We start from the raw sequence: 13,208 nt of genomic DNA on the forward strand, positions 1-13,208 counted from the left end.
TCGCGGGGTTACAGGGGCGGCAATCTTAACATAATCGGTACTTGGGACTCGGGAGCGCGGAGCTCCAGCTCCGCTTGCGGGCCGTAGGCCCGTCAATTGGGAAGTGGTTCGTAGGATGGGCAAAGCGCAGCGTGCCCATCAGATGCAGGTTGATGGGCATGTCGCTGCGCTCCTTTGCCCATCCTACAGAAGATACAAAAGATGACCGAACAATGGGACTTCTGGATCGACCGCGGCGGCACCTTCACCGATATCGTCGCGCGACGCCCGGACGGCCGGCTGGTCAGCCATAAGCTGCTCTCCGAGAACCCGGAGCAGTATGAGGACGCGGCCCTGGCCGGCATCCGCGCGCTGCTGGAGGTGGAGCCAGAGGCGCCAATCCCGGCGGAGCGGATACGCTCGGTGAAGATGGGCACCACCGTGGCCACCAACGCGCTGCTGGAGCGCAAGGGGGACCCCCTGGTCCTGGTCACCTCCCGTGGTTTCCGCGACGCCCTGCGTATCGGCTACCAGGCCCGCCCGCGGCTGTTCGACCTGCATATCCGGTTGCCGGAGATGCTTTACGCCGAAGTCCTGGAAGTGGACGAGCGGGTCACCGCCAGTGGCGAGGTTTTGCAGGCGCCGGATGAGGAAAAGGTGCGCCGCGACCTGCAGGCGGTTTTCGACCGGGGCATCCGCGGCCTCGCCATCCTGCTGATGCACAGCTACCGCTATCCGGACCACGAGCGGCGCATCGCCGCCATCGCCCGCGAAATCGGCTTTACCCAGGTCTCCGTCAGCAGCGAGGTCAGCCCGCTGATCAAGCTGGTGGGGAGGGGCGATACCACCGTGGTGGACGCCTATCTGTCGCCGGTGCTGCGCCGCTATGTGGACCGGGTCGACCGGGCTCTGGGGGATACGCGCCTGCTGTTTATGCAGTCCAACGGCGGCCTTGCCGATGCGCATTTCTTCCAGGGCAAGGACGCGATTCTCTCCGGCCCCGCCGGAGGGGTAGTGGGCGCGGCTAACACCGCGGAGCAGGCGGGTTTTTCGCAGGTAATCGGCTTCGATATGGGCGGTACCTCCACCGATGTGTGCCACTACCGCGGCGACTACGAGCGCACCCTGGAATCCGAGGTGGCCGGGGTGCGCATGCGCGCGCCCATGATGCTGATCCACACAGTGGCCGCTGGCGGCGGCTCGATCCTGCACTTCGGCGGCGCCCGCTACCGGGTGGGCCCGGATTCCGCCGGCGCCGATCCCGGCCCCGTCTGTTACCGCCGCGGTGGACCGCTGACGGTGACCGACTGCAATGTGATGCTGGGCAAGCTGCAGCCGGAATTCTTTCCCCATGTATTCGGCCCCGGCGCCGATCAGCCCATCGACGGCTCAATCGTGCGCGAGAAATTCACCGCACTGGCGGAGGAAATCCGGCAAGCCACCGGCGACACGCGCACACCGGAGCAGGTGGCGGAGGGTTTTCTCGCCATCGCGGTGGAGAACATGGCCAGCGCGATCAAGCAGATCTCCGTGCAGCGCGGCTACGACGTTTCCGAGTATCTGCTCAACTGTTTCGGCGGCGCCGGCGGCCAGCACGCCTGCCTGGTGGCGGACGCACTGGGCATCGAGCAGGTGCTGCTGCACCCGCTGGCCGGGGTGCTCTCCGCCTACGGTATCGGCCTCGCTGATCTGCGCCTGACCCGCGAGCGCAGTCTGGAGCGGGAATACTCCCCCGAATCGGAAGCGGAGCTGAACCGGCTTTTGCAAAAACTCGCGGACGAGGGCAGGGCGGAAATGCTGGCCCAGCAGGTGCCGGAGGAGCAGATCCACTGCCTGTATAAACTGCACCTGAAATATGCCGGCACCGATACCGCACTGGAGGTGGCCATGGGCGGGCGCGAGCAGGTGATCGCCGAATTCGAGGCCGCCTACCGCCAGCGCTTCGGTTTTCTCGCCGAGGGCAAGCCGTTGATTGTGGAGGCGGTGCAGGTGGAGGTGATCGGCGGTTCCGGCAGTCCGGACGAGAAGCCGGAAAGTGGAAGCGCAGAGGCGCGCAGCGAAATACCGCCCAGCGCCGAGGCCCAGGTGACCATGGCGGGAGAGAGCCGCACCGCGCCGATCTACCGCCGGGAGGAGCTGCGCGAAGGCGAGGCGGTATCCGGCCCGGCAATTATCAGCGAGGCCAACAGCACCATTGTGGTCGAGCCCGGCTGGCGCGCCGCGGTAAAGGCTGGCGGGTTGCTGTTGGAGCGGGTCGAGGAACTGCCCCGGCAGCGGGCTATCGGTACCGATGTCGATCCAGTGATGCTGGAGATTTTCAACAACCTGTTTATGTCCATCGCCGAGCAGATGGGCACAGTGCTGGAAAAGACCGCCTCCTCGGTGAATATCAAGGAGCGCAGGGACTTCTCCTGCGCGCTCTTCGACCGCGACGGTGAGCTGATCGCCAACGCCCCCCACATGCCGGTGCACCTGGGGTCCATGAGCGAGAGCATCAAGACGGTGATTCGCGAGCGCGCGGACACCATGCGCGCGGGCGATGCCTACGTGCTGAACGCGCCCTACAACGGCGGCACCCACCTGCCGGATATCACCGTGATCAAACCGGTTTTTCAAGGGGAGGGCGAGGGAGATGAGCTGCTGTTCTACGTCGCCACCCGCGGCCATCACGCGGATGTGGGCGGCATCACCCCAGGCTCCATGCCGCCATTCAGCCGCAATGTCGAGGAAGAGGGCATACTGCTGGACAACCTGAAACTGGTGGACGCCGACAGATTCTGCGAAGACAGCATTCGCGAAAAACTGGCCAGCGGCAAATGGCCCGCGCGCAATATCGACCAGAATATCGCCGACCTGCACGCGCAACTGGCCGCCTGCGAAAAGGGTGTGCACGAACTGGCGCGCATGGTGGAGCATTTCAGCCTGCCGGTGGTGCAGGCCTATATGAAACACGTGCAGGACAATGCCGAGGAATCCGTGCGCCGGGCCCTGGATGCGCTACACGACGGCCATTTTCACTACGAGATGGACGACGGCAGCGAGATCCGGGTGGCGGTCACCGTCGACAAGTCCGCGCGCCGCGCGCGCATCGACTTCACCGGCACCAGCCCCCAGCACGCCGGCAACTACAACGCGCCGGCGGCGGTGACCAAGGCGGCGGTGCTCTACGTGTTCCGCTGCCTGGTGCGGGACGATATCCCGCTCAACGGTGGCTGCCTGAAACCGCTGGATATCGTCGTCCCCGAGGGCTGTATGCTGAATCCGCAGTACCCGGCGGCGGTGGTGGCGGGCAATGTGGAGACTTCCCAGTACGTGGTGGATGCGCTCTTCGGCGCGCTGGGGACCATCGCCGCGGCCCAGGGCACCATGAACAACTTCACCTTCGGCAACGAGCGCTACCAGTACTACGAAACCCTCTGCGGTGGCTCCGGTGCGGGGCCGGATTTCGACGGCACCGACGCCGTGCACACGCATATGACCAACTCCCGCCTGACCGACCCGGAGGTACTGGAATGGCGTTTCCCGGTATTGCTGGAGGAATTCAGCATCCGCCGCGGCTCCGGTGGCGCCGGGCGATACCGGGGAGGCGACGGCGCCCGCAGGCGCCTTCGCTTCCTGGAGCCCATGTCCGCCTCCATTCTTGCCTCCCATCGCCGCCTTCCGCCGTTTGGGCTGGACGGCGGTGAAGTGGCGGCGCTGGGGCGCAACTGGGTGGAAAGGACGGATGGTTCCAAAGAAGAACTGGGCGGCTGTGCCGAGGTGCAGATGGAGGCGGGGGATGTTTTCGCCATCGAAACTCCCGGCGGGGGTGGCTATGGTTCGGTCAGTAGTTCGGAGGTTGGAGAGCCTACTTGAAGTGTTCAAAAACTCGGCCCTGGTGCGGGGCGGGCAAGCGCCGTCGCTCCAGCGCATTTTCGTCGTTCCGGCGCAGGCCGGAACCTAGGTGCCACCGGACTGGATACCGGCGTGCGCCGGTATGACGAGTATGATTTGAAACAGAGCATCTACATCTAAGGCATAGGCTTGTAATCAAATGCTCTAGACGACCGGTCTAGTAGAGATTAAACTGCGCGCCATGAAGTCCAGCTACGACGATACACGCCAGCATCTCCTCGACACCGGCCACCGGGTGATGTCCAGTAAGGGCTTCTCCTGTGTCGGCCTGAGCGAGCTGCTAAACACTGCGGGTGTGCCAAAGGGTTCCTTCTACCACTACTTCAAGTCGAAGGAGCAGTACGGCCAGGCGCTGCTGGAGGACTACTTCAGTAAATACCTGAAGGATATGGACCTGCTTTTTTCCCTGGAGGGCCGCAGCACCGCCGAAAGCCTGATGCGCTACTGGCAGGAGTGGCTGAAAATCTACAGCGAACCCTGCGACGAGCAGAAGTGCCTGGTGGTAAAGCTGAGCGCCGAAGTGGCCGACCTGTCGGAGCCTATGCGCCTTACCTTGCGCGACGGCACGGACCGGATTATCGCACGCCTGGCGGAATGCATAGAAGCGGGTCGGGAAGACGGTTCGCTGCCGCAGGGCCTGGATGCCCGAAAGAGCGCCGTCACCCTTTACCAGATGTGGCTGGGCGCCAGCCTGTTGGCCAAACTGCATCGCACAGGTGAGTCCATGGTCCAGGCGATGGAGGCGACGCGCGCTCTGCTGGGCCAGAAATAGCCCCGAATTTTTTCGACCCGCCGCGAGGCGGGTATTTTTGAAGCACGAATTAGACGACCGGTCTAATAGATATTGGGTCAAGCGTAGTCCCCAATAAACAAATGTTCCACCAATCGAAGGAGTCGATCCATGTCGCAATCCACTGACAAGAACCGCCGCATTGTGCTGGCTTCGCGGCCTGAAGGCGCACCCGCCGCAGAGAATTTCCGCCTGGAAGAGGAGCCGCTGCCGCAGCCCGCAGAGGGGCAACTGTTACTGCGCAGTGTCTATCTATCCCTGGACCCCTATATGCGCGGGCGCATGAGCGATGCACCCTCCTATGTCGAGCCGGTGGAGATCGGGGAGACCATGGTGGGCGGCACGGTGAGCAAAGTCGTGGAGTCCCGCCACCCGGATTACGAGGTTGGCGACTGGGTGTTGGCCTACAGCGGCTGGCAGGACTACGAGCTGTCCGACGGCACCGGGCTCACCAATCTCGGGGCGGATCTGCAACATCCTTCCTACACTCTGGGGGTATTGGGCATGCCGGGCTTTACCGCCTACAAGGGCCTGCTGGATATCGGCGAACCCAAGTCCGGTGAGACCCTGGTGGTTGCCGCTGCGACCGGCCCTGTTGGCGCCACCGTGGGCCAGATCGGCAGGATTGTGGGCTGCCGCGTGGTGGGTGTCGCCGGCGGCGCGGAGAAATGCCGCTACGCGGTGGATGAGTTGGGATTCGATGCCTGTATCGATCACCGCGCGGAAGATTTTGCCGAGCAACTGGCCGCTGCTTGCCCCGACGGTATCGATGTGTATTTTGAAAATGTCGGCGGCAGGGTTTGGGATGCGGTATTGCCGCTGCTCAACAACTTTGCACGGGTTCCCGTCTGTGGCCTGGTCTCCCAGTACAACGCCACCTCGCTGCCCGAGGGGCCGGATCGCTCGGGGCTGTTGATGAGCCAGGCGCTGGTAAAACGCCTGAAAATCCAGGGCTTCATCATCCTCGACCACTACGGTCCCCGTCTCGACGATTTTCAGCGGGATATGTCGGCATGGCTCGCCGCCGGCAAGATCAAGTATCGGGAAGAAATTGTCGACGGACTCGAGAAGGCACCCCAGGCTTTTATGAGCCTGTTGGAGGGCGGCAATTTCGGCAAGCTCGTGGTGCGCGTCGGCGCCGACAGCTGATTTTTCAAAAACAAGGAAAGACTGGCGATGAAAATTTTGATGGTACTGACTTCCCACGACCAACTCGGTGATACCGGCAAGAAAACCGGTTTCTGGCTGGAGGAGTTGGCTGCGCCTTATTACGTCTTCAAGGATGCGGGCGCGGAGATAACCCTGGCCTCGCCGAAGGGCGGCCAGCCACCCCTGGACCCGAAAAGCGAGGACCCGGATTCGCAAACCGAGTCCACCGAGCGCTTCCACAAGGATTCGGAGGCACAGGAGGCACTGGCCAATACAACGCCACTCGCCGACGTCGAGCTGGAGGACTACGACGGTGTCTTCTATCCGGGCGGTCACGGTCCCCTGTGGGACCTGGCGGAAGACAAGGACTCCATCGCTCTGATCGAGTCCTTCTACGCCGCCGGCAAACCGGTCGCCGCGGTCTGCCATGGGCCGGGAGTGTTCCGCCATGCCAAGGGGACCGGCGGTGAACCGCTGGTCAGCGGCAGGCGCGTCACCGGATTCGCCAATTCGGAAGAAGACGCGGTGGAGTTAACTGAGGTGGTGCCCTTCCTGGTGGAGGACATGCTGCGGGCCAACGGCGGCCTCTACACCAAGGCGGAAGACTGGCAGGTCCATGTGGTCACCGACGGACAGCTAATCACCGGTCAGAACCCGGCCTCTTCGGAGGAGGCTGCCAAAGCGCTGCTGGGCCGACTGTAACGCGCCAATGCGGCGGCTGCCATGGAGTACCGGCGGCCAGCCGCAGATACCCGGTTTTCGAACCAGTCTGCCATCGACTCGTCATACCGGCGCAGCCTGCTATCCAGTACAGTAACGGCTTGCGCCGAAATGCCGGAAGCCCGGACCCCCTGTCCGCCCTTGCAGCCAATCCGCGGTTTAACTTGCGGCCAACTGAGAGTAAAATACCCGAGTAAGAAACTCGGTTATTTGAGAAGCTTTATGTCACAACAGCCTTCAGACCTGAACGTCACTATCACCGAATCCGCCCAGGGTTACCTCCGTGAGCTGCTGGAGAAGCAGGACTGCGAGGGTATCGCTGTGCGTATGTTCGTATCGAATCCCGGCACCCCAAATGCGGAGACCTGCATTGCCTACTGCCGTCCCGGGGAGGAGCAGGAGGGAGACGTGATGGTGGAATACGAGGGTCTCAAGGCTTACTTTGAAGGGCGCAGCATCCCTTATCTGGACGAAGCCCGGGTGGACTACTCCACGGACAAGATGGGCGGCCAGCTCACCATTCGCGCGCCCAACTCGCGCATGCCGAAAGTCACTGACGACAGCCCCATCGAAGACCGTATCAACTACGTGCTCTACAGCGATATCAACCCCGGCCTCGCCGCCCACGGCGGCCAGGTGAGCCTGGTGGAAGTGACCGATGACCACTATGCGGTACTGAAATTCGGCGGCGGCTGCCAGGGCTGCGGCATGGTGGATATGACCCTGAAAGAGGGCGTGGAAAAGACCTTGAAGGAAAAGATTCCCGAACTGGCCGGGGTCAAGGACATTACCGACCACACCGATACCTCCCAGGCCTACTACTGATCTGGACGAGATATAAAAACGCGGGTAGAGCCGCGTTTTTTATGCCCGCAGTGAAATCATTTCCAAACCTTCCCCCTGTAGGAGCGGCCGCTGGCCGCGATCGGCATTAGATAGGAGTACAAACCTCGACGAGCAGATCCAACCACCGGGGACCTTTTGTGGGACCGTATGAGGCATGGATGCCGATTACGAGCGTACAGGGAGGTATTCACAGCGTGTCCCTCAAAAGGTCCCCCGGTGGTTGGATCGCCACTCACCTCGAACGGAAGCCGATCACGGCCAGCGGCCGCTCCTACAGCAGATAAATAAAACCCGCTCCCACACAAGTTTCCCGAACCCGATCAAGGCACCATCGCGGTAAAAATAAATACCGCGAAAACCACCAGGTGCACGGACCCCTGCAGTATCGTGGCGCGCCCGCAGGACAGGGTCATGGTTGTCAACAGCAGGGTTAGCGCGAGCAGCGTTATTTCCTTGGCGGGCAGGCCGAGATGCATCGGCAGGTTCAGAAAGATGGAGGTAAAGACGACCGCGGGAATGGTCAGGCAGATACTGGCGAGCGCCGAGCCCAGGGTGAGGTTGAAGCTGATCTGCATGCGGTTGCGCAGGGCCGAACGGATGGCGGCAGTGGTTTCCGGCAGCAGCACCATCGCGGCGATGGCGATACCCACTACCGCGTGGGGCATGTCCGCGCGCTGGACAAAACCTTCGATGGGGGGCGCCAGTGATTCCGCGAGGCCGACGACAGCAACCAGGGACAGGATCAGCAAAAGCAAACTGGACCCGGCGGCGAAAGTTGAAGGTATACGCTCCTCCCGGGTTTCGACGCCCTCGGCCTCGGGCAGGAAATAATCCCGGTGGCGGATGGTTTGCACAAAAATAAATACGCCGTACAGCAACAGCGATACTGCGCCGGCAAATATCAATTGGGAGTTGGAAAAGGTCGGGCCTTCGGTACTGAAGGTGAAGTCCGGCAGTACCAGGACAGTGGTGACCAAGGTCGCGAGAACCGCCAGGGCCGGCGTCGTCCCCTCGGTGCGGAAGCCGAGGACCCTGTGCTTCAGGGCGCCCGCCAGCAGGCACAGGCCGATGACCCCGTTGCACACAATCATCACTGTCGCGAAAACCGTATCTCGCGCCAAGCCCTTGGAGGTTATGACGTCCGACAGCATCAGCGACAGGATCAGTGATACCTCGATCACTGTGACCGCCAGCGCGAGCACCAGTGAGCCGAAGGGCTCGCCCACGCGGCGCGCTATAACCTCCGCGTGATGAACGGCGACGAGTACCGCCACGATCAGCGCGGCCGCGGAAACCAGCAGAAGAAACCACCCCGGCGAACGTCCCCAGACCAGGGCCAGCACCCCGCAGGCGGCCAGTGGTGCGCCGATGCTCCACAGCTGGAATTTGCGCGACAAGCGGGTAATCAGTTGCAGCATAGGTCCCTTGCTTTCGGGTCTTCTGATTACTTGGGCAGTGTGAGAGAGCGGCACTCCGCCATTCAGTTTGGCCCAATTGTCGCGGTTTATGGCGAATCCATGCGCTTTTTAGTCTTGCTGGTTGCCTGCGCCGTCAGCGGATCATCCGGCCAGTAGTGTTTCTGGTACCTGATCCTGAGTTCCTTCTTCACTTCCTGATAGGTGTTGGCCCAGAAGCTGGCCAGGTCCCGGGTGACCTGCACCGGCCGCCGGGCGGGGGAGAGCAGGTGAATCATCAGGGGATACTGCCCCTTGAGAACCGCCGGGGTCTGCGCCAGGCCGAACATTTCCTGCAGGCGCACCGCCAGTACCGGCTCTTCCCCTTCGTAATCAATCGGAATACGTGAGCCACTGGGCGCGGTGAAATGGGTTGGAGCCAGTTCGTCTATCCGTTGCTGGCAGGGCCAGTCCAGCTGGCTTCGAAGTATGCTGTGCAGGTCGAGCTGTTTCAGTTGTTCCAGCTTGTTGAGGCCCTGTAGATGGGGAAGCAGCCAGTCTTCCAGAGATTCCCTCAGCGCCGCTTCACTCCAGTCCGGCAGTGCCAGCTCCGCCAGCAAATTGGGAAATTCATTCACATTGCCGCGCAGAAACTCTACCCGGGCGCGCAGGGCAAGGGCCTCTCTGCTCCAGGGCAGGGTACCCAGTCCCTTCTGGCGAATGGCATCCAGCAGGGCGCGGCTGAGCAATTCCGGGGAAATATTTTTTGCCGGCTGTTCATCCAGCACTATGCGTCCGAGGGTGGTGCGTTCGCTGGCAACGGCGCGATCGTTACTGTCATCCCAACGCACGGATTCGTTCCGCTCGATCAAATCGGCAAAGTACTCGCGCAAAACAGATTCGGAAATACGCGCGGCCAGCTGGATACGTGCATCGCGGCCCTGGCCGTCCAGATCCGCTATCACCAGGTAATCCGCCAGGGCCAGTTCGTCGTCGTGGGAGAAATGGGCACCGCGGCCACTGGCCAACAGGAAGCGGCGCTCACGGTCGTGGCGGTTGCGGGCGATTCGATCCGGGTAGGCCAGGCCCAGCAGCGCGCCGGTGCGGTCGATATCGTCGATGCCGCTTGTGTTGCCTTCCACTCCCGGCAGCTGCCCCTGCCAGATTCCGGCCTGCTGGCGGATGCGCTGTATGGCGCCTTTGTCGGCATTTGGATTCTTAGTCCGGCCGAGGAGAACCTCCATGCGTTTGTGAATATCCCGGTCCCAGCGCTGTTCACCCCTGAATATATCCCGTTCGGAAAGCAGCGACGCCAAAAGGCAGGCCTCCCGCGCCAGGCCCCAGTCGAGGCTGCGGATCATCATATGGGCGAGGCGCGGATGGGTACCCAGTGCCAGCATCGCCTTGCCGTGTGCGGTGATGCGCTGTTCCCGGTCGAGGGCACCGAGTTGCTGCAACAGCTCCCGAGCCTGGGCCACGGGCCCGGTCGGCGGCGGGTCCAGCCAGCGCAGTTCGTCCACTTCGCGAACGCCCCAATGGGCCAGTTCCAGTACCAGTGGCGCCAGATCGCTGATCAGGATTTCCGGGGCGTTTTTCGGGGCCAGGCCCTGCTGCCGGGATTCGCTCCACAGGCGCAGGCACTGACCTTCGCTCAGGCGTCCGGCGCGGCCACAGCGCTGTGTGGCCGAGGCCTGGGAGATACTGGTGGTCACCAGGCGGTTCATGCCCGTGTTTGGGTCGAAGCGGGACTCCCGCATCAGGCCCGAATCCACCACCATGCGGATGCCCTCGATGGTGAGGCTGGTTTCCGCCACGTTGGTGGCCAACACGATTTTGCGCCGGCCGGGCGGGGAGGGCGCTATGGCGGTGTCCTGCTGCTGTTTACTCAGGTCCCCGTAGAGCGGGGCGATGGTGATCTCCCTCCGGTCGGCGAATTGTTCCCGCAACCGTTCCTCCACCTGCCTGATCTCGCCGACGCCGGGCAGAAAGGCCAGCAGGCTGCCGTCCTCCACATCCATCCACTCGGAAATCTTGCGGGCCATCAGCGCGGGCAGTTGGCGGTTGTCGTCGGGAACCTGGCGGTGTGGCAGGTAGTGAACGTGAATCGGGAAGCTGCGGCCCTCACTGCTGACCACCGGCGCACCGCCGAGCAGGGTGGCCACCGCTTCGGTTTCCAGGGTGGCGGACATCACCAGCAGTTTCAGGTCCTCGCGCAGATACTCCTGGGATTGCAGGCACAGTGCCAGGGACAGATCCCCTTGCAGATTGCGCTCGTGGAATTCGTCGAAGATCACCAGTGCCGTCTGCGCGAGTTCCGGGTCCGACTGTAGCAGCCGGGTCAGGATTCCCTCGGTGACCACCAGTACGCGGGTTCTGCCACTCACCTTGCGCTCGGCACGGATCTGGTAGCCCACCGTCTGTCCGACCGGCTCTCCCAGCAGTTCCGCCATACGCGCAGCCGCACTGCGCGCCGCCAGTCGCCGCGGTTCCAGCATGATAATGTTTCTGCCTTCCAGCCAGTCGCAGTCCAGCAGCGCCAGCGGCACCACAGTGGTCTTGCCGGCGCCGGGTGGGGCCTGGAGGACGACATTGTTGTGTCGGCCCAGGGCGGAGAGCAGTTCGGGTAAAGCGGCGTGAATGGGTAACTCTGACATGGGCGGCATTATAACGGGCTGGGGACCCGTCGAGATATGAGCGAAAACTGAGCCTGTAGGCCGGGGTGAACGCATAAGCTAAGCGTGGGTACGATGACCCTGTAGGATGGGCAAAGCGAAGCGTGCCCATCACAGCCCTGGATTGATGGGCATGCCACTACGCTCCTTTGCCCATCCTACAAGAAGAAATCGCTTAACTTAGTGCCATTACGTCCGAGGCGACAGCCCGGAACTGACCCGGGGATTATTGCCCCCAGATGGACTCTACATATTCCGGATGGTCCACGAAGGGATTGCGGTTGCCCTGGAACTCCTGGGCCGCATCGTTGCGGTCAAGTTCCCACTGGCTCACGGGGTCGGCATAGTGCCAGTCGATCAGCAGCTGCAGTGCCCAGTCTTCAAACACCTGATTACTGGAGCCGTCCAGCACGGCATCACCATAGATGCTGTAGTTTTCCCAGCCGGCAATCACGTTTTGGTAGCGGGTGGCCATATAGAAGTGGGCGCGCGCCACGTCGCCCTTGAACTCGTCAATGGGCTCGAACACTGTGCCGGTATAGCCCTGGCTGGACTGGCCGGAACCGAGTTTGCTGCCGTTGCTGGACACGGCGCTGGTGGTGGCCACCTCACCATAGGGATAGCTGGAGCGCAGGGCGTTGACATAGCCGTCGGAGGCAAAGATGTGGTGCACGTCGGTATTCATCGGCGATACGGCGCCACCGAACCAGGAGCGCGGAAAGCTGTGCTCGCGGTTGTAGCAGTCGCCCTCGCTGTCGTAGTTGCCACACTGGTCGCTCACCGCGGTGTAGTTGTAGGAATCGCTGCCGGTGGGCTTTTCCGAATAGATATCCAGAATCGATCCGTCCTGCTCGTAGTGGTAGTCCAGATCGTTGACGGCGTAGAAATTCCACAGTGCGCTGTAACTCTGGACGGAGTGATCCCTGATAATGTTGTAGAGCGCCGTTTTCAGGCTGTAGCCGCTCAGGCCCTTCGCGGGGTCATAATAGCCGTCATGGCTGTCACTGTCGCTGGTGTCTGTGGGTTCAAAGGCATCCACATAAACCACTTCGGTGCCGTCGAAGCCCGACCGGTCATAGAACCGCAGCCCCACCTCGATGGTGCCGCTGGAACTGGCGGTGAAGCTGTAGCTGAGCTGCTGCCACTGGCCGGTGAGCGAATAGTTGGTGTAATCGCGATAGCCGTTAACGTAGAGGCGCGCACTCACATGGCCTTCGGTGTGGCGGACCCATACGGAAAAATCATAAGTCTGTCCCGCGGTAACACTCACCGTCTGCCGAAAATCCGTCGAGGACTGTTCGCCGGTTTTGACGGTTATCGCCGCTGAAGAATTGCCGCCGTAAACGACGGATGTGCTTTGGTTGACACTGATGCCTGAGTCGATGGTGGTCCAGCCGTCGGGATTGCCGCCAGTCCAGTTTTCGAAATCACCGTTTGCCACATCGGCATTCGCCCACTGGCTGAATACCGATAACAACAAAAACACACCAAGGTATTGTTTCATCACTATTGTCCTGAGGATTGCAGTTGGGGACACAAAGAGAGAACCCGTCCCGATATACCGCTATAGCTGCTCGTTCAAGGGGGCAATTGGAACAGGTGTGGAATCCGGAGCTCCACATCTGCTTGGGCACTGATCAATCCACTGGCGACTACGAAACTGTTGCAGGACACACCTGGTGATCGGCTGGTCAGCCTCATGAAGCCCTTAATAAACAAGCAGCTATAATGGTTGCCCGTCACAATAGTGTTTATATATGACAG

8 protein-coding genes are annotated in these 13,208 nt (G+C 61.8%); 5 read left to right on the forward strand and 3 right to left on the reverse strand.

Features of this window, described 5'->3' with window-relative positions:
- Positions 1 to 201: 201 nt before the first annotated feature.
- The 5 genes from PP263_RS04535 (at position 202) to nfuA (ending at position 7,357) form a co-directional block, all read left to right on the forward strand.
- The gene (locus tag PP263_RS04535) at positions 202 to 3,834 is read left to right on the forward strand and encodes a hydantoinase B/oxoprolinase family protein (RefSeq protein ID WP_308367181.1); all 3,633 of its coding nucleotides are present in this window, start codon (positions 202 to 204) and stop codon (positions 3,832 to 3,834) included.
- A gap of 220 nt (positions 3,835 to 4,054) precedes the next feature.
- On the forward strand, positions 4,055 to 4,645 hold the full coding sequence (locus PP263_RS04540) for a TetR/AcrR family transcriptional regulator (protein WP_308367182.1): 591 nt from the start codon (positions 4,055 to 4,057) through the stop codon (positions 4,643 to 4,645).
- Between the two features lie 129 nt (positions 4,646 to 4,774).
- Positions 4,775 to 5,812 carry an NADP-dependent oxidoreductase gene (locus PP263_RS04545; RefSeq protein ID WP_308367183.1) on the forward strand — a complete coding sequence of 346 codons (1,038 nt, stop codon included), beginning with the start codon at positions 4,775 to 4,777 and terminating at the stop codon, positions 5,810 to 5,812.
- A 27-nt stretch (positions 5,813 to 5,839) separates the two neighbouring features.
- Positions 5,840 to 6,514 carry a type 1 glutamine amidotransferase domain-containing protein gene (locus PP263_RS04550; RefSeq protein ID WP_308367184.1) on the forward strand — a complete coding sequence of 225 codons (675 nt, stop codon included), beginning with the start codon at positions 5,840 to 5,842 and terminating at the stop codon, positions 6,512 to 6,514.
- Positions 6,515 to 6,754: 240 nt separating this feature from the next.
- Entirely contained in the window at positions 6,755 to 7,357 is a 603-nt protein-coding gene (gene nfuA / locus PP263_RS04555) for a Fe-S biogenesis protein NfuA (RefSeq protein ID WP_183456821.1), read from the forward strand.
- Positions 7,358 to 7,698: 341 nt separating this feature from the next.
- Here nfuA and PP263_RS04560 read toward each other — a convergent pair whose 3' ends face one another.
- From PP263_RS04560 to PP263_RS04570, 3 genes are all read right to left on the reverse strand, one after another.
- The gene (locus PP263_RS04560; protein ID WP_308367185.1) at positions 7,699 to 8,796 is read right to left on the reverse strand and encodes a hypothetical protein; all 1,098 of its coding nucleotides are present in this window, start codon (positions 8,794 to 8,796) and stop codon (positions 7,699 to 7,701) included.
- A gap of 86 nt (positions 8,797 to 8,882) precedes the next feature.
- Entirely contained in the window at positions 8,883 to 11,426 is a 2,544-nt protein-coding gene (gene hrpB, locus PP263_RS04565) for an ATP-dependent helicase HrpB (RefSeq protein ID WP_308367186.1), read from the reverse strand.
- Between the two features lie 244 nt (positions 11,427 to 11,670).
- Complete coding sequence (locus tag PP263_RS04570; protein WP_308367187.1) at positions 11,671 to 12,948, reverse strand: endonuclease; 1,278 nt, start codon at positions 12,946 to 12,948, stop codon at positions 11,671 to 11,673.
- Positions 12,949 to 13,208: the final 260 nt, after the last annotated feature.

Origin of the sequence: Microbulbifer sp. TB1203 (assembly GCF_030997045.1) — a bacterium.
Lineage (GTDB): Bacteria > Pseudomonadota > Gammaproteobacteria > Pseudomonadales > Cellvibrionaceae > Microbulbifer.